The following is an 18,541-nucleotide window of genomic DNA, read 5'->3' on the forward strand; positions in this document are numbered from 1 at the left end:
ATAGTAGCAGAACAGTTAACAATGATAGAGTACATAGATCCTTTTACTGGGGAAGAAACTCGAAAGAAGAAAAAATAAAACAACCCTTTTAGGGCTGGTCAGTAATAGAGGCTTATAGCCGCAGAACAAACCACCCGTTAAACGGGTGGTTTTGATTTAATTTAAACTTTATGATTTTTGAGATATTTCTTGTATATATGCTAATGCTTGTCTTTTTTTCTCTTTGTTTAAACCACGTAATAGTTGAATGGCATCATTTATAATTTGTGAATCTTCTTCATCTTCGTATGCTTCTGGTACGTTTACCCAACCCATAATGTAAGCGGGTGTTGTAGACAGTGCGATTGATAATTTTTCAACTACTGATGGTGTTAATTTAGATGTTTGTCCAGTTTCATATCTGGAAATGGTCGACTGATTAACATTAATCAGTTTAGCTAATTTATACGTGCTAAATCCGAGTTCTTCTCTTCTTTGTTTAATTCGATATCCTGTTTGATTCAATGCTTTCACCTCAATCACTTCAAATGATGATCTATTAATTCTATTATATCTGATTTAAGTTGTGATTTGTAATTTTCAGATACGAATGATACTTTATTGACCAATAAAAATTCATTTGCTATAATTCGAACTAATCGAATAAAAGCTTTCTAGGGTTCCGTAACTGAGCAGTTAGTCTGGACCGAGAGAAAGCCGCAAGTTAATACTTGTGACACGGAGGGATAAAAGCCTGGGAGACTTATTAAATAAGTTTCCCGGGCTTTTTAATTTAAGGAGGAAAATTTAAATGAACTGGATAAAAATTATCATTGGCGCAATATTTGAAGTTGGTTGGGTAGTCGGCTTAACACATGCAAATAATACATTTGAATGGATTCTGACAGTTATCGCGATTGTCGTAAGTTTCTATTTATTAATTAATGCATCTAAATATTTACCAGTAGGCACTTCGTATGCTGTATATGTTGGGTTAGGTGCAACCGGCGTAACCATTGTAGATTTCGCATTATTTGGTGAACCTGTTGTTATCGGAAAAGTTATTTTAATCGTGACGTTAATTATAGGTGTCATTGGATTGAAACTTGTAACACGTGAAGAGGAGGGTGCATAACATGGCATGGATTGTATTGATTTTAGCAGGTTTATTTGAAATGTTAGGCGTATTGTTTATGAACATTTATGCAAAACGTAATAATATTCCATCATTATTAGGACTAGGGTTATTCTTTGTATTAAGCTTTATTTGTTTATCCATCGCGATGAATACAATACCTATGAGTACGAGCTATGCAATATGGACTGGTATCGGTGCTGTTGGTGGCGCATTATTAGGTATTATATTCTACGGGGAGTCTAAAGAATTTAAACGTATATTATTTATCGGCATTATTCTAGCAAGCACGATAGGTTTGAAGTTAATCAGTTAACTATTTAATAGTTTATAAATCATAATTGATTTCCATCCATTCATTGACTTCTTTGAAACCAAGCTTTTTGTATACTGGTTTGCCTAAAGTAGAAGCGGCGAGGAAGATTTTTTTGATATTTCTTGATTCAACATCTTGAATGAGTTCAGTAATGATTTTTTGGGCGATGCCTTGTCCTCTAAAATCTGGGTGTGTATAAATATTAGTAACGTATGCTCTTTCACCTGAAGGGTTTGTGAACGATGGTGGAAATGGGTAATAGATAATCGCACCACTTGCGATAATTTTATCATCAACAATGGCTAATAATTGATAAAGTGATTTGTTCGTTAACATGTCCGTGAAAAATTGTTCAAGTTCAACATCTATATTAGGTGTTGGGTTAGAACCTTCATCAATTAATTGCGCTTTGCGTAATTCGACTAATTCACTTAAATCTGAAATGGTTGCTTGTCTAATAAACATATTTAACCTCCTTAATATCTATATAAATGGGTATATATTATTATAGATGATTTTATACAACAACTTAAATTAAAGTGGGGATAAAATGAAAAAAATATTAATGACAGGTGGAACGGGTCTAGTTGGATCAGCTTTAGTTGCACATTACTTAAATACAGATAGTGAAATTTATATATTAACAAGAAGTGATAGAACGTCAGATGAACCGTTTGTGCATTATATTAATTGGTCTGAAGATGGTTGGGAAGAGTATTTACCTCAAATTGATATCGTGATAAACCTGGCTGGTGCTAGCCTCAACAATCGTTGGACACCAGAGCATAAAGAAGCCATTATGAAGAGTCGTATTGAATCGACTAAACGGCTATACGATTATTTTGAAAAGCAAAATTATGCACCAAAAGTATTGTTTAATGCGAGTGCAGTTGGATACTACCCGCCGTCTAAAGTTGTTTCTTACGATGAGTATGATCAGTTTCTATCACATGATTTTCTATCGACTGTCGTAGAAAGATGGGAACAAACAGCATGGCTATTTGATAAATTAGGAACGAGAGTCGTTATAGGTCGGTTTGGTGTTATATTATCCAGTGAGGGTGGTGCACTACCTACAATGGTTAAACCGTATCAATTCTTTGTTGGCGGTCCACTTGGTTCGGGTAAGCAATGGATGAGTTGGATTCATATTGATGATTTAGTAAAAGGTATCACTACGCTTATTCAAAATGAACAATTTAAAGGTGTATATAACTTATGTAGTCCTCATCCAGTCCAACAAGATGAATTGGGCAAATCTATTGGGAAAGCAATTCATAGACCACATTTATTGCCAGTACCCAAATTTGCATTGCACTTGTTATTAGGAGAGCAGTCTACCGTTATTCTAGATGTACAAAAAGTATTCCCTAAAAAGTTGCAAGAACAGAACTTTGAATTTGAGTATCCATATATAGATGATGCCATTAGTCATTTATTAAAATAAATATTAATTAAAGAAGTGGCTGGGACATAATGTAGTGTCTCAGTCACTTTTTTTTGACTTATATACAAAATAAATGTATGATAATGAATATTAATACGAATTATAGTATATTTATTATAAAGGTGGGTACTCAATGAATCAGTTTATCGCATTAACAGAAAAGTATAGCCCGAATAATTATAGTCCATTAGATATTGTTTTGACTGAAGGTAAAGGTGCACATGTTAAAGATTCAGATGGCAATACATATATTGATTGTGTTTCTGGATTTTCAGTTCTAAATCAAGGGCATGGTCATCCTAAAATTATTCAAGCATTTTTAGATCAAAGTCAAAAGATTACAATGACTTCTAGAGCTTTGTATAGTGATAATTTAGGTGCTTGGGAAGAGAAGATTTGTAAGTTAGCCAATAAAAATAAAGTTTTACCTATGAATACTGGAACTGAAGCGGTAGAGACTGCCATCAAAGTAGCAACGAAATGGGGTCAAGATATCAAAGGTATCAATGCGCTTGATGCTGAAATTATTGCGATGGAAGGTAATTTTCATGGTCGAACAATTGGTTCACTATCCTTATCATCAAACGATAGTTATAAAGAAGGCTTTGGTGTACTAGCAGGTAATATTAAATACTGTGAATTTGGCAATGCTGAAGAAATTGCTTCTCTTATCACACCCAATACAACAGCGATCATCTTAGAACCTATTCAAGGAGAAGGTGGCGTTCATATCCCACCTGAAAATTTCATTAAAGATGTTAAAGCTTTGTGTGAGCAACATCAGATTCTGTTGATTGCAGACGAAATTCAAGTAGGACTAGGTCGAACAGGTAAGATGTTTGCGATGGAATGGGAAGGCGTTGAACCTGATATTTATTTATTAGGAAAAGCTTTAGGCGGCGGTCTCTATCCTATTTCTGCGGTCGTAGCGAATGATGATGTCATGCAAGTATTAACGCCAGGTACACATGGTTCTACATTTGGCGGAAATCCTTTAGCATGTGCTGTTTCAATTGCAGCTTTGGATGTACTTATAGATGAGTCGCTTCCTGAACGTTCGCAACAACTTGGTGAAAAATTATTAAATGGTTTGAAAAAAATAGATAGTCCAATTATAAAAGAAGTGAGAGGACGTGGGTTGTTTATCGGTATTGAACTTAATGAGCAAGCACAATCAATCGTATCAAGTATTAATGAACAAGGTGTCTTATGTAAAGAAACACAAGGCAATATTATACGTTTAGCACCACCACTCGTTATTGAAGAACAAGACATTGATACTATTGTTAATGTCATTACACAAACAATAGAAGAAAAATCAAAACAATATCAATCATAGAATTTTTATAAATAGTGAGTAAGGCATAAATAGATGTCTTACTCACTTTTCTTTTATGTTAAAATTTCCTGGGTATATATTTATATACACTCATTTTCAATGAAGGGAAGGATAATATGAAAATAGCAATAGTAGGTTCAGGTAATGGTGCCGTAACCGCTGCTCTAGACATGATATCTAAAGGACATGAAGTAAAATTATATTGTCGTAATCAATCTATTCATAAATTTGATAAAGCTTTTGAACGAGGTGGCTTTGATTTTATAAATGAAGGTGACAAGACATTTGTTAAGTTTACGGACATAAGTGATGATATGTCGTATGTATTAAAAGATACAGAAGTGATACAAATGATTATCCCTTCATCATTCATCGAACATTATGCGAAAACGATGGCGCCTCTTATTAACAATGATCAATTGATCTTATTCAATATCGCAGCAGCTATGGGATCAATTAGGTTTATCAATGTGTTAGAGAAACAACATATAGAAACAATGCCAAAGTTTGCTGAATTGAATACATTAACGTACGGGACACGTGTAGATTATGATAAAGCAGAAGTGAATTTATCTCTTAATGTTCAGAAAGTACACTTCTCAACATATGATAAAAGCTATTTAACAGAAAGCTTTAAAACGATTAAAGAACTATATCCTTATATCGTTAAAGAAGAAAGTCTTTGGAAGACAAACTTAGAAAACGGGAATCCAGAAGTACATCCGGGTCCAACATTATTAAACGTAGGTAGAATAGACTATGCAGATGAATTTGCCTTATATAAAGAAGGTATTACACCTCATACTGTGAAGTTATTGCATGCAGTAGAATTGGAAAGATTATCATTAGGTAGAAAATTAGGTTTCGAACTTAATACAGCAAAAGGTGCACGAATAGAACGCGGTTACCTATCAAATGATGATGAAGACGAACCACTCAATAAATTATTCAATACAAGTCCAGTATTTTCACAAATCAACGGACCAAACGAAGTAGAAAATAGATACTTAACAGAAGATATCGCATATGGTTTAGTACTCTGGTCAAGCTTAGGAAAAGTAATCGGCGTACCAACACCAAACATAGATGCCATTATCGTAATCGCTTCAACAATATTAGAGCGAGATTTCTATACAGAAGGTTTAACAGTAGAATCATTAGGATTAGAGAAATTAGGATTGGAATAAAAAACGCTTAGCTCATTCGCGAGCTAAGCGTTTTTTTCGATTTATTAAGCGACATTTTTAAATAATGATCTACTAATTATTGCGGCTATTACTGTTAATAAGAGTGTTAAGATACCGATACCTATCCATGCGTATTGTACGAATACGTATCCGCCTAATATTGTTAATAAACTTGATCCTACATAATAACCTAATAAATATAAAGTTGAGGCGTGTGATTTGCTTGATTCGGTTAATGTGGCGATATAACTACTTTGAATGGAATGCGCGCCAAAGAATCCGAATGTCATTGCGGCGAGTCCTAATATATCAATTGGTAAGTATGTTATGAATGTAAGGATAATACCTACAATCATGATTGTTATGGCGATTGCATATGCTTTTTTTATACCAAGTTTATAGCTGAGTTTTCCAAAGTTAATGGAGCTATACGTACCTATTAAATATAAAATAAATATAAAGGCAATCGTAGACTCACTGAGTGAGAATGGTGGATGTTCGAAACGTACCGTTATATAACTGTATATTGTGACAAAGGTACCCATTAATAAAAATGCTAGTGACATTGTTTTTAAAACGGCTGGATTCTTTAATAGCTTTCCATATTTAATGAAATGTTGTTTCGGTGATACCCATTGTGGTGTTTGAACTGTTGAAGTTGGTAATAAAATAACCATTAATATTGCGAGTATTAAATTAAGAATACTGAGTGACGCAATCGCAACTTGCCAATTCGCGATGTCTGTTAGAATACCAACAACTACACGACCAGACATACCTCCAAAGGTCGTTCCTGCTACATATAAACCCATTACTTTACTGACTCTATCTTTATGTACTTCATCAGCTATATATGCCATTGCGATAGAAGGCACACCACTTAAAGCTAATCCCATCAGACCACGAATGACGAGAAATATATGGAAGTTCGTTACGAAAACACTGATGATAGATAATACACTTACAAGTAATACAGAAATAGACATCATACGTTTCTTCTCAATATTGTTAAGCATAGGTACTAAAATTAAACCAATACCAAGCATAAAAGTAGAAACTGATAAAGTTAAACTGATATCAGATAGCGACACGTTAAAATATTGACTAAGCCCATTAAATATCGGTTGCGTGACATAAAGGCTAGAAAAAATGATGAATCCTGCTAATAATAATGAAATAGATCTCTTTTTCTGTTCACTTGTCATATTGTATCTCTCCCTACAACAATAATCATAACGCTAAAAAAATCATTTTTCGAAAAATATGCATATATTATTCAATTGTAATTGTGATATATTATAATAATCTGAATTTTTAAGTAAGGGGTGGGAATATGAGATACGAAATAGCTTTAGAGAAAATTGTACCTGCTTTGAAAAAGGTAAATGGGGTTTTATCAATATTTATAAAAGGGTCTATTGCTAGAGGAGAAAATGACGCCTATTCTGATTTAGATATTTATGTCATGTTAGAACGCGATGTACAAGTTGAAGAAGTATATGACAGTATTGTAGATGCACTAGAGCAATATCAACCGCTGTTATATAAAGAATTAGTGGAAATTATTTGCCCTCAAATCGTTGGTGTATTTGAAGATATGTTACATATAGATTGTTATATTGTTCATGAACATGATTATCCTAAAACAGATGATATAAAAGTGATGTATGACCCTAACGGTAGATTGAAGGAATATGATAAAAAAGACTTAAGTATAACTGAAGAGGTATTTATAGATTCAGCATTAGATAGTTGTTGGTTTATCTTTCAATATGATCACATAGTTGGAAGAGGGCAATATTTATGGACGACTCAAATGATTGATAATGCACTTAATCATGCAATTAAAGTGTTGTTATATAAATATTATCCTGAGAAAGCAGTTCTAGGTAAAAAAGCTGCTCATCATCTGCCTGCTGATATTTATTCAAAGTTAAATTATATAAATGATTGTAATAATTCTATAAAGCATAGAGAAGCGGTTGCTCAATATATGAATCTTTACCAAGACTATATTAAAGACATGGTTGAGGAATATTGGGTTGAAGGATTCGAAAAAATATACGACTATTTATATAAAAAATATGCATAACTAGACACCAGTCATAGTGACGTCACTATGACTGGTGTCTATATATTTACATGTGAGTATAATTTTTGAAAAGATGATTCTGATGCGCGTATAATGTAGTTAAATTAATGGGAGGTACGATTATGATAGAAATTTTAGGGCACCACCATATTTCGATGCTTACGAAAGATGCTAAGTTGAATAAAGATTTTTATGTAGAAAAATTAGGACTACGTTTATATTTAAAAACAGTGAATCAAGATGACCCTTCTATGTATCATTTGTTCTATGGTGATGAGGTCGGTTCGCCTGGTACTTCTTTAACATTTTTCGAACTTAAACCGATGGGACAAACATATAAAGGTACGAACTCTATTTCAAGAATAGGCTTGTTAGTACCAAGTGAAGAAAGCTTAAATTATTGGAAAGATCGTTTTGAAAAGCTTGGTGTTGATCATGACGCTATTGGTATTTATAACGGTATGACAGCTTTACATTTTAGAGATCATGAAGGATTGGAAATGGTGTTATTACCTAATGGTGAACGTAAAGTTCCGCAAAGTTGGCGTCATAACAGGTACACAGATGTACCAGAAGAACATCAAATTATGGGTATGGGTCCTGTAGAATTTAAAATTGATGATGTTTCAGAAATGAAAAATTTCCTGGAAAATGATTTGCATTTTGAGTTAGTAGATTCTGAAAGCGAGCTATTATATACGATTGATTTTGAAGGATTGTATAGCGATATTATATTGAAAGAAGTAGAAGGTGAAAGAGAAAGACCTGGTAAAGGAAGTATTCACCATCTTGCATTATCTGTAGCAGACGAAGAAGAATTAAATAAAGTTAAAGAATTATTAGACGAAAAAGGCGTTGTACATTCTGGAATAGTGGATAGAGATTTCTTTAAAAGCTTATATTATAGACATTCACATATATTAATCGAATTTGCGACAGAAGGACCAGGTATGCCATATGATGATGTGTCGCAACTTGGACAACAGCTGGACTTACCAGGATTTTTAGAATCAAGAAGAGCAGAAATTGAAAGTAATTTAGAACCTATTTAATAGTAGAATATAGGGGTTCTAACGCTCAAGAGTGAAAAACAAGATCGTTAGAAATTCTAACGCTCAAGAAACACAAACAAGATCGTTAGCGGTTCATATATACAAACAAAAGCACCTTTTGACTCGGTCAAAAGGTGCTTTTATCTATATTTTACGTTGCTGTTTCTTTATTAATCTCACTGTGATAAACGAGGTGATTGGAATGGCGATACCTACAGCAATACCGCCTAATAATATGGTTATGATTTCAGCTGCAAATATTTTAGCATTGATTATTTCGCCAAAGGTGTAATTTAATTTACCAAACCAGAAAAATAACGTGATTTGTCCGCCTATATAGGCGAAATAAATTGTATTGGTTGTTGTTGATAGGATGTCTCTTCCTATTGTTAAGCCAGACTTGAATAGTTGTTGTAATGATATTTTTGGATGAGCTTCATATAGTTCGTACATTGGAGAACTAATGGATATCGTTAAATCTATCACTGCTGCGATTACGGCTAATACAACTGTAAATACCATGAGTTCAGCATAATTTATACCTACATTCATTGAAAATATATACGTTTCATCTTGTTCTTCTTCAGTGAACCCTTGCAACATTGAAATATCTACAATGAAATAGATTAATCCTATTAAGATAAGCGTAGATATAATGGTCGCGAAAAAGGCAGCAACTGTCTTAGTATTATATGCATTAATATAGAACAAGTTAATACACGTAATAATTAAACAGAATATGATTAATACGATGAATATAGGCGCTTTATAAATGATTAGTAATAACGCAATAAACAACGTCAGCAAGTTTAAAAATAACGTTACGAACGATCTAAATCCTTTCTTTCCACCAACGATGATCATGAGAATGAGTAATATACTGGCTAAAATAAAGGTCGTCATTATTTAGCCTCCTCTCGTTGCATGAACATCATTGCAACAAATATTGTGATAGGTATCGTAATCACAATACCAATGCCACCCATGAGTGCTCTTGTAATTTCTAATGACCAATTCATGGATAAGGTATACGTGATTGTATTGCTATTTTTAAAGTAAAGAATAATCATCGGAATGCTACCAGATAAATAAGCAAAGAATAAGATGTTCGTCATTGTACCCATAATATCTTTACCAATGTTTGTGCTCGATTGACGTAATTGTTTCAATGAAATTTCAGGATGTTGTGCTTTAATCTCATATAAGGAACTTGTTAACGTAATGGCAACATCCATAACGGCGCCGAGCGAGCCTATGAGCACAGAAGCAAGGAATATTTGTGTCGGTTGAATCGTTAAGAAACTCATCGTTTCATATTTAACGCCGTCACCATTCGTAAACATCATGACGAGTTGAGCGATACCAATACTTAAAAATGTACCTAATAAAGTTGAAATTATCGCAACAAAAGTTCTCCGCTTAAAGCCACTAACGAGCAATAAGGATACGATTGTTGAGAATATAACTGTTGTCGTCATTAATATAAAGAAGTGATGATTATTATGTTTCATGAAATAATCAATCATTAATAGTAGAACTGTGACATTAATAATGAGCGAAATAATAGAATATAGTCCTGATTTTCTACCGACGATAAGTAAAGTTAATAAGAATAAACCAGTCATTAATGTGACAGCGCCATCTCGTTTTAAGCCTTTTATAATAGAGGTGTCTTCTTTACCTTTATAGGATAAGAGAACTTGGTCGTTTACATGGTATTTCTCAGAATCCGTTAAAGAGTCCGTGTATTTATGAGGAACCGTAATGCGGTCTCCTTTATGCTGGCCGTTCTGAATCTCTAAATGGATTTGTTCTTTATGTAACGTATCTTTATTTTTATTTTGGTCAATCGTTGTTTGTGAAGATTGATGTGTAATATCCGTAATTTGACCAATTGGTGTTTTGTAATATTGCGCATTGTGTTGGGTGAATATATAGGCTATTACAACGCATACAATAAATATGAGTATCGCAACATTAAATGGTTTCGTTAATTGTTGTTTGATTTTGTCATTCATGTTTTGCCACCATCATTTTTCTTTGATTTGAACATACTATAGTATACGTACATAAGTGGCGTACTTCAATTATTTCCATGTTTCAGCACAAGGAAGTGAATCGCGTTTTCTAGCTTTTGAGACATACGGATGTCCTGCTACTGTGAATCGTAAAGGTTTGTCAGTCCAGATGCCCTTATTTGGGACGCCGATTCTTGCTGATCGTTCGATTTGTTTAGGGTATCTTCTATTTGTTGTATCGATTTTTAAGCAATTAGCATTGAGTTTAGTGCCGTCTAATGCTTTAGATATTTGCATCGCTTGCGTGAATTTGCCAGGTCCATTAGTTAATTCTATACCTGTTTTGCCGTTACGGTTCAATGCCATATGCTCAATGCCATGTTCAGGTTCTATCGCTCTAATTAAGACACCTTGAGGTTCACCTTCAACTTGTGTAACAAAGTTAATCAGTAGTTGTTTGTGCATAGAGTGAGCATAAATCGTTCCACCTTCGCAATACAAAGATTTCACGCTTTTAGTATTTCTGCCATTGAACGAATGGGCTGCTTGATCGTGTTTACCAATATAAGCTTCCGTTTCAACGATATAACCTGTATATACGATATCGTCTGTTTCGTGAATGATTTTGACACCAAGTAAGTCGGCAGCAATTTCTTCAGTCGTTCTATTGATAAAATCCATTTTGAAAATATCCTCCTTAATGATACGTTGCTTGTCTTTGTAATAAAGAACGTGTATGTTCAATAAAAGTCTTCAATTTACTGTTTTGATTATTGTCTTGATAAACAATGTTAATCGTTCTTTTAAGTTCGGTATGTGTTAACGGGATTTTTGTAAGTTGTTCATTTTCAATGCCATTACTTAAATAATCTGGCACGATGAGTACGCCTTTTTCAGATAGTAATGTTTGTCGTAATAATGCAAAATTTGAAATCGGGTAAGTCTTCTGTGATGCATGTTTACGTATTAATTGTGATATTTGATCAGGTAATGTGTTGAAATGGTAAATGTATTGCTGGCTCAATTGTGATAAAGGCGGTTTAGGGTTCATTGATAAATCGTTGTTATTATGAACGTATAAATTATATGTTTCTTCGAATAGTGTATGTTTAATAGTATGTTTATTGTTTGTAAGTTTCGGTGTGAGTTCGCTTAACGCGACATCTATTTGGTGAGATAATAAACCTTCTTCGATTTCTAAGGGTGTCATCATCATAGGTCTAACTTCTATTTTGAAATCTCGCTCGTAAGTCTTAATAATAGCCGGTAATGCTTGTGATACATAACTTTCTGTATAAGCGAGTTTAATAGAACGTCTATCTGAATGTTCTTGATGTATAAATAAATCTTTCGTTTCTTCTATTAAATTTAAAATTCTATTTGTTTGTGTAAGTAAGAGTTCGCCACTGTCCGTTAATTTTACATTTCTGCCTTCTCTTAAAAATAACGTCGTGTTTAATTCTTTTTCTAAATTTGCGATTTGTCTACTGACCGCAGATTGGGCAATCTCTAGCTCGAGCGCAGCCTCTGAAATATGCTCTCTTAAAGCAACTTCTCTAAAATAAATTAATTGTTTTATCTCCATATTCAACACCTCATTATTTATATTATCTAATTTTTAGATATATTTCATCTATTTTATATATTGTTAAGATAAGTCCTTGTAAAGTATGATATAGACTATCAATTATTGAAGATTCTGAAATTTATTGTTGAGGTGATGTCGTATGTCATTTAAGAAAGATAGAAGACAACTTGGCCTATATGATTCGATGGACGAGCATGATGCTTGCGGGATTGGCTTTTACGCCAATATGGACAACAAAAGGTCACATGAAATTGTACTAAAATCAATTGAAATGCTTTGTAGGTTAGATCATAGAGGTGGAGTTGGAGCTGACGGAATTACTGGTGATGGCGCTGGTATTATGACAGAAGTCCCTCACCTCTATTTTAAACAAAAATTAAAATTAAATTTACCTGAAGAAGAACATTACGCAGTAGGTATGTTTTTCACTGATGAAAAAATAGCTGGCAGTGAACATGAAAAGAAGTTTAATGCGTACTTTGAAGAAGAAGGATTAAAAGTTATTGGATACAGAGATGTTCCATTAGATACGTCAGTATTGGCAGAACATGTTGAAGCGACAATGCCTTGTATTCAACAAGTGTTTGTTGAAAATCATTCAAGTGAACACTTTGATCGTTCATTATTCATTGCGCGTAAACAAATTGAAAGATATGGCGATGAACAAGATTTAGATTTATACTTTGCAAGTTTATCTAGACGCACAATCGTATATAAAGGTTGGTTGCGTTCAGACCAAATTAAAGGTTTATATATTGATTTGTTAGATGAAGATTATGTTTCTAAATTTGGTTCTGTACATTCGAGATTTAGTACGAATACATTTCCAAGTTGGAAAAGAGCGCATCCGAATAGATTATTAATGCATAATGGTGAAATTAACACGATTAAAGGTAATGTTAACTGGATGCGTGCAAGACAAGACAGATTAATTGAAACAATCTTTGGTGATGTGAAAGATAAGATTGGAACAGTGTTAGATGAATCAGGAAGTGACTCATCAATCGTTGATAATGCACTAGAGTTCTTAAGTTTAAGCATTCCTCCAGAACAAGCAGCAATGCTATTGATACCTGAACCATGGTTATATAACGAAACACAAGATCCTAAAATTAGAGCATTCTATGAATATTACAGTTATTTAATGGAACCTTGGGATGGTCCGACAATGATTAGTTTCTGTGATGGAGATAAACTTGGTGCATTAACAGACCGTAATGGTTTAAGACCTGGTCGTTACACAATTACAGATTCAAATGAAATTATATTTTCTTCAGAAGTAGGCGTTATTGACGTTGAAGAAGAACATGTTGTTTATAAAGGGCAACTCAACCCAGGTAAACTTTTATTAGTGGATTTTAAAGAGAATAAAGTTATCGAAAATGATGAATTAAAACAACGTATCGCAAGTGAATATCCATATGATGAGTGGGTAAGCCATAAAGCGTTAAACGTAAATGATACAGTGGCGACACCTTCACATGTTGAAGAAGAGAAATTATTCCAATTACAACGTCGTTTCGGATATACAAAAGAAGAAATCAATAAATATATGTCAGAACTCGTGAGTGAGAAGAAAGATCCAATTGGTGCGATGGGCTTTGATACGCCAGTTGCCGTGTTGAGTACGAGACCAGAATCGTTGTTTAATTACTTTAAACAACATTTTGCACAAGTAACAAACCCACCTATTGACTCATATAGAGAGAAAATTGTTACAAGTGAATTGGTTTACTTAGGTAAAGAAGGTAACTTGTTACAACCGCATCAAGATAACACGAGAAGAATTCAATTAAATCATCCAGTATTATCGAAAGCGCAACTTGAGCAAATTCAAGATAGTGAATTTAATGTTGCGGTGATTCCGACAACTTACACAGGTTCACTTAAAGAAGCACTAGATGACTTAGGGCAAACTGTTTCAAAAGCCGTTAAAAACGGTGCTGAGATTATTGTCTTAGAAGATGAGTCTGTTGAAGATTTAGAAGCGGCGTTTGCAATGCCGATATTATTAGCGGTTAGTCACATTCATCAACACTTGATTAGAACGGGTCAACGTTTAGATACAAGTATTGTGGCATATTCTGGTGAGTGTCGTGAAGTGCATCATTTAGCTACATTAATAGGATATGGTGCCAATGCTGTTGTGCCATACTTAGCACATTATACGATTGAAGACTTAACTGCTGCGGGACGTCTTGAAGGTACAGTTGAACAAAATATTGATACATTTAGTCAAACGTTATCAGCTGGTGTCATTAAAGTAATGGCTAAAATGGGTATTTCAACTGTTCAAAGTTATCAAGGTGCACAAATATTTGAAGCAATTGGGTTAGGTAAAGATGTTATCGATCAATACTTTACAGGTACACCGTCTAAACTTTCTGGTATATCAATTGATACGATTGATAAAGAGAATAAAGCGAGACAATCTGAACAGATTAAATATTTAAATTCAGGTAGTACTTTCCAATGGCGTCAACAAGGTGAATATCATGCATTCAACCCTAAAACAATTCATTTATTACAACATGCATGTAGAGATAATAATTTTGAAATGTTTAAAGAATATTCTGAAGCTGCAGATAGTGAACGTATGAGTCACTTAAGAAACTTACTTGATTTTAAATCAGATCGCACTATTGATTTAAAAGATGTAGAATCTGCTGACCAAATTGTGAAACGCTTTAAGACAGGTGCAATGAGCTTCGGTTCTATTTCTCAAGAAGCGCATCAAACTTTAGCAGAAGCAATGAATAGAATTGGTGGACGTAGTAATAGCGGTGAAGGTGGAGAAAATCCAGAACGCTTTATTATTAAGCCGGATGGCACAAATTATATGAGTGCTATTAAGCAAGTCGCATCAGGTCGCTTTGGTGTAACGAGCGATTACTTACAACATGCTAAAGAAATTCAAATTAAAGTCGCACAAGGTGCTAAACCTGGTGAAGGTGGACAATTACCTGGTACAAAAGTTTATCCGTGGGTAGCTGAAGTACGTGGTTCAACACCGGGTGTAGGATTAATTTCGCCACCACCTCACCATGATATATATTCTATTGAGGACTTAGCACAACTAATTCATGACTTAAAGAATGCAAATAGAAAAGCAGACATCAGTGTTAAGCTCGTTTCTAAATCTGGCGTAGGTACAATTGCAGCAGGTGTTGCAAAAGCTTTTGCCGACAAAATTGTCATCAGTGGATATGACGGTGGTACAGGTGCATCACCTAAGACGAGTATTCAACATGCTGGTTTACCTTGGGAGATTGGTTTATCTGAAACACATCAGACACTTATGTTAAACGGTCTTCGTTCACGTGTAACGTTAGAAACTGACGGTAAATTAATGACTGGTCGTGACGTTGCACTCGCTTGTGCGTTAGGTGCAGAAGAGTTTGCATTTGCGACAGCACCTTTAGTCGTGCTTGGCTGTATTATGATGAGAGTATGTCATAAAGATACATGCCCGGTTGGTATTGCGACTCAAAATGGTGACTTAAGAAAATTATATACAGGTAAAGCAGATCACATCGTAAACTTCATGTATTTTATTGCCGAGGAAATAAGAGAGATTCTAGCTTCATTAGGCTTAAAAACAATGGACGAACTTGTAGGTAGAACGGACTTGTTATCAGTATCAAACAGATATTACTCTCATCCTAAAGCGAGAGAACTTGATTTAGAGGCACTTTTATTTGTAAATGAAGGTGAAAGATACCGCTCCATGAATCAAAATCATCACCTTGATGTCGGCTTCGACTTAACGAAATTATATGAAGATGCAAAAGCATCAATCGATCATGGTGAAAAATTTGTTGGTAGTTATAACGTTCGAAATACTGAAAGAGATGTTGGTGTTATTACAGGTAGTTATATTACGGAAGTGCACGGTGAACCTGGTTTACCAGAAGATACAATAAGTGTTAAGACATTTAAACATGCTGGACAAAGTTATGGTGCATTCACGCCTAAAGGTATGACGTTACATCATACTGGTGACGCTAACGATTACTTTGGTAAAGGATTATCCGGAGGTAAATTGATCTTAAACGCACCTAACGAAGATAGAGAAGATAATATTATCGTCGGTAATGTTTGTTTCTACGGTGCGACAAGTGGAACATCTTATATTAACGGTAGAGCTGGTGAACGTTTCTGTGTAAGAAATAGTGGCGTAAACGTCGTTGTTGAAGGTGTCGGCGACCACGGTTTAGAATACATGACTGGTGGACGTGTCGTCATTTTAGGTGATGTAGGACGTAACTTTGGTCAAGGTATGAGTGGTGGTGTATGTTACGCATTGCCAACAGATGTTGAAGCATTCAAAAAAGATAATGAACTTGACACTTTAGAGTTTGAGACATTAAAAGATCCAGATGAAATTGCGAATTTAAGACATATGTTAGAAGAACATGTTCGATATACAAATAGTAAAAAAGCACAAGCAGTGCTAGCGTCATTTGACACAATTGTAGACAAAGTAGTTAAAGTGATTCCGAAAGACTACAAACTTATGATGCAGAAGATTTCACTACACAAACTTGAAAACGAAGAAGATGCACTGTTAAATGCATTCTTTGATGATCGAAAATCTATTGGTGATGAAGAAGAACGGGCTTCGGTATATTAAGAAGGAGGGCATATTATGGGTGAATTTAAAGGTTTTATGAAGTATCCTAAGCAACAACTTGATGAGTTGCCGTTAAAAGATAGAATTAAAGGATATGACGCATTCCAACAACGTTTTACTAAAGAAGACGCAGCTACACAAGGTGCGCGTTGTATGGATTGTGGAACACCATTTTGTCAAACAGGCTCATCATTCGGTAGAGATACAATAGGTTGTCCAATAGGTAACTATATACCAGAGTGGAACGACTTAGTGTATCGCAAAGATTATGAAGAAGCATATGCAAGATTATCGGAAACTAATAACTTTCCTGAATTTACAGGTCGTGTATGTCCTGCGCCATGTGAATCTTCATGTGTCTTAGCGATTAATAATGATTCAGTCGCTATCAAAGGGATAGAACGTACAATAATAGATGAAGCGTATGATATGGGGCTTGTGAAACCTAAGTTTCCTGAGCATCGCTTAGAAGAAAAAGTTGCCATTATCGGTAGTGGTCCAGCAGGCTTAACAGCTGCAGAAGAATTAAATTTACTTGGCTATAATGTGACTGTATATGAGCGTAACCATCGTCCAGGTGGTTTGCTTATGTACGGCATACCAAGTATGAAATTAGATAAAGAAGTTATCGAACGCCGTGTGAAACTAATGGAAGAAGCGGGTATCGTCTTTAAAACAGATGTTAATGTGGGGAAAGACATCACGAAAGAGGAACTAGATGAACAGTATGATGCAATTATTGTTTGTACAGGCTCACAAAAAGGACGAGACCTACCATTAGAAGGACGTATGAGCTTCGGTATACATTTTGCGATGGAATATTTAACAGAGCAAACACAATTACAAATGGGAGAAATTGACGAACCAACTATAACAGCAAAAGGTAAAAATGTGATTGTAATCGGTGCGGGTGATACAGGTGCTGACTGCGTAGCAACAGCATTAAGAGATGACTGTAAATCAGTCGTTCAATTTAATAAATATGTAAGACTAACAGATAAAATGGAACAAAATACAGCATGGCCATTACCAATGCCAATTTTCAAGTTAGACTATGCGCATAAAGAATATCGTGAAAAATTCGGATTCGAACCAAGAGCATATGGTATTCAAACAATGCGTTACGATGTTGATGAAAATGGTAATATTCGCGGTCTTTATACGCAAGTGTTAGAAGAAACTGAAGACGGAATGGTGATTGTCGAAGGTACAGAACGTCATTGGCCAGCAGATTTAGTCCTATTATCAATTGGTTTTGAAGGTACAGAACATTTAGTACCACATTCATTCAACTTAAAGACAGAACGAAATAAAATCGTAGCAAATGAAAAAGACTTCAGAACAAATCAAGATAAAGTATTTGTAGCTGGAGATGCAAGAAAAGGTCAAAGTTTAGTCGTTTGGGCAATAAAAGAAGGTCGTGCAGTCGCAAAAGCTGTAGATGAATCCTTAAAGAAAAAAATTACAATTTAAATTTTGTGATTTTTGTTGACATCAGTAATGGCATGTTATAAGATAAATAATGTCTTATTTGGAGGAATACCCAAGTCCGGCTGAAGGGATCGGTCTTGAAAACCGACAGGGGCTTAACGGCTCGCGGGGGTTCGAATCCCTCTTCCTCCGCCATTATTTTTAAAATATCCAAGACTATATATATAATGAACACTGTCCACTTTTGTGGGCAGTGTTTTTTTGTTGTGAAAAAATATTGTGGTTGGATGTAGAATTGGGCGCGGAGTGGAGATTGAGTTGTAG

The 18,541-nt window shown here is 34.6% G+C and carries 16 protein-coding genes, 1 tRNA gene and 1 riboswitch; of the genes, 10 read left to right on the forward strand and 7 right to left on the reverse strand.

What is annotated here, in order from left to right:
* Positions 1 to 168 precede the first annotated feature (168 nt).
* A complete protein-coding gene (locus tag LQ686_RS10330) occupies positions 169 to 504 on the reverse strand; it encodes a helix-turn-helix domain-containing protein (RefSeq protein ID WP_025906138.1) in 336 nt (111 codons plus the stop codon).
* Between the two features lie 138 nt (positions 505 to 642).
* Positions 643 to 742: riboswitch (guanidine-I (ykkC/yxkD leader) on the forward strand.
* Positions 743 to 790: 48 nt separating this feature from the next.
* On the opposite strand from LQ686_RS10330, the gene LQ686_RS10335 reads away from it, so the two are divergent.
* Positions 791 to 1,114 (forward strand): DMT family transporter, encoded by a 324-nt coding sequence (locus tag LQ686_RS10335; RefSeq protein WP_025906137.1) that lies wholly within the window; start codon positions 791 to 793, stop codon positions 1,112 to 1,114.
* Position 1,115: 1 nt separating this feature from the next.
* The gene (locus tag LQ686_RS10340; protein ID WP_037589390.1) at positions 1,116 to 1,430 is read left to right on the forward strand and encodes a DMT family transporter; all 315 of its coding nucleotides are present in this window, start codon (positions 1,116 to 1,118) and stop codon (positions 1,428 to 1,430) included.
* 12 nt (positions 1,431 to 1,442) lie between these two features.
* On the opposite strand, the gene LQ686_RS10345 is transcribed toward LQ686_RS10340, so the two are convergent.
* Positions 1,443 to 1,895, reverse strand: a complete 453-nt coding sequence (locus LQ686_RS10345) for a GNAT family N-acetyltransferase (RefSeq protein ID WP_048540280.1) — start codon at positions 1,893 to 1,895, stop codon at positions 1,443 to 1,445.
* Between the two features lie 85 nt (positions 1,896 to 1,980).
* Here LQ686_RS10345 and LQ686_RS10350 point away from each other — a divergent pair, with 85 nt between their 5' ends.
* The 3 genes from LQ686_RS10350 (at position 1,981) to LQ686_RS10360 (ending at position 5,403) form a co-directional block, all read left to right on the forward strand.
* On the forward strand, positions 1,981 to 2,877 hold the full coding sequence (locus LQ686_RS10350) for a TIGR01777 family oxidoreductase (RefSeq protein ID WP_239733312.1): 897 nt from the start codon (positions 1,981 to 1,983) through the stop codon (positions 2,875 to 2,877).
* Between the two features lie 133 nt (positions 2,878 to 3,010).
* Positions 3,011 to 4,216, forward strand: coding sequence for an ornithine--oxo-acid transaminase (rocD, locus tag LQ686_RS10355; RefSeq protein ID WP_103361471.1), 1,206 nt, complete (start codon positions 3,011 to 3,013; stop codon positions 4,214 to 4,216).
* Positions 4,217 to 4,332: 116 nt separating this feature from the next.
* Entirely contained in the window at positions 4,333 to 5,403 is a 1,071-nt protein-coding gene (locus LQ686_RS10360) for an NAD/NADP octopine/nopaline dehydrogenase family protein (RefSeq protein WP_103361472.1), read from the forward strand.
* Positions 5,404 to 5,447: 44 nt separating this feature from the next.
* Here the strand turns inward: LQ686_RS10360 and LQ686_RS10365 are convergent, their stop codons facing one another.
* The gene (locus LQ686_RS10365; protein WP_103361473.1) at positions 5,448 to 6,608 is read right to left on the reverse strand and encodes an MFS transporter; all 1,161 of its coding nucleotides are present in this window, start codon (positions 6,606 to 6,608) and stop codon (positions 5,448 to 5,450) included.
* 128 nt (positions 6,609 to 6,736) lie between these two features.
* On the opposite strand from LQ686_RS10365, the gene LQ686_RS10370 reads away from it, so the two are divergent.
* Positions 6,737 to 7,495, forward strand: coding sequence for a nucleotidyltransferase domain-containing protein (locus tag LQ686_RS10370; protein ID WP_239733313.1), 759 nt, complete (start codon positions 6,737 to 6,739; stop codon positions 7,493 to 7,495).
* A gap of 122 nt (positions 7,496 to 7,617) precedes the next feature.
* Complete coding sequence (locus tag LQ686_RS10375; RefSeq protein ID WP_103361475.1) at positions 7,618 to 8,547, forward strand: VOC family protein; 930 nt, start codon at positions 7,618 to 7,620, stop codon at positions 8,545 to 8,547.
* A 144-nt stretch (positions 8,548 to 8,691) separates the two neighbouring features.
* Here the strand turns inward: LQ686_RS10375 and LQ686_RS10380 are convergent, their stop codons facing one another.
* The 4 genes from LQ686_RS10380 to gltC form a co-directional block, all read right to left on the reverse strand.
* Positions 8,692 to 9,450 (reverse strand): YibE/F family protein, encoded by a 759-nt coding sequence (locus LQ686_RS10380; protein ID WP_239733315.1) that lies wholly within the window; start codon positions 9,448 to 9,450, stop codon positions 8,692 to 8,694.
* On the reverse strand, positions 9,450 to 10,565 hold the full coding sequence (locus LQ686_RS10385) for a YibE/F family protein (protein ID WP_239733316.1): 1,116 nt from the start codon (positions 10,563 to 10,565) through the stop codon (positions 9,450 to 9,452). The genes LQ686_RS10380 and LQ686_RS10385 overlap by 1 nt, the downstream gene beginning before the upstream one ends.
* Before the next feature lie 69 nt (positions 10,566 to 10,634).
* Positions 10,635 to 11,246 carry a DNA-3-methyladenine glycosylase gene (locus tag LQ686_RS10390; RefSeq protein ID WP_103361478.1) on the reverse strand — a complete coding sequence of 204 codons (612 nt, stop codon included), beginning with the start codon at positions 11,244 to 11,246 and terminating at the stop codon, positions 10,635 to 10,637.
* 16 nt (positions 11,247 to 11,262) lie between these two features.
* Positions 11,263 to 12,150: a glutamate biosynthesis transcriptional regulator GltC gene (gltC, locus tag LQ686_RS10395; RefSeq protein ID WP_107565117.1), complete on the reverse strand. Its 888-nt coding sequence runs from the start codon at positions 12,148 to 12,150 to the stop codon at positions 11,263 to 11,265.
* Positions 12,151 to 12,292: 142 nt separating this feature from the next.
* Between gltC and gltB the strand changes: the two genes are divergently transcribed.
* From gltB to LQ686_RS10410, 3 genes are all read left to right on the forward strand, one after another.
* Positions 12,293 to 16,786: a glutamate synthase large subunit gene (gene gltB, locus LQ686_RS10400; protein ID WP_239733317.1), complete on the forward strand. Its 4,494-nt coding sequence runs from the start codon at positions 12,293 to 12,295 to the stop codon at positions 16,784 to 16,786.
* 15 nt (positions 16,787 to 16,801) lie between these two features.
* Positions 16,802 to 18,259, forward strand: a complete 1,458-nt coding sequence (locus tag LQ686_RS10405) for a glutamate synthase subunit beta (RefSeq protein ID WP_025906111.1) — start codon at positions 16,802 to 16,804, stop codon at positions 18,257 to 18,259.
* 60 nt (positions 18,260 to 18,319) lie between these two features.
* Positions 18,320 to 18,412 (forward strand) — tRNA-Ser (locus LQ686_RS10410).
* Positions 18,413 to 18,541: the final 129 nt, after the last annotated feature.

Origin of the sequence: Mammaliicoccus sp. J-M41 (genome assembly GCF_022385935.1) — a bacterium.
In the GTDB taxonomy this organism is placed as follows: domain Bacteria; phylum Bacillota; class Bacilli; order Staphylococcales; family Staphylococcaceae; genus Mammaliicoccus; species Mammaliicoccus sciuri_A.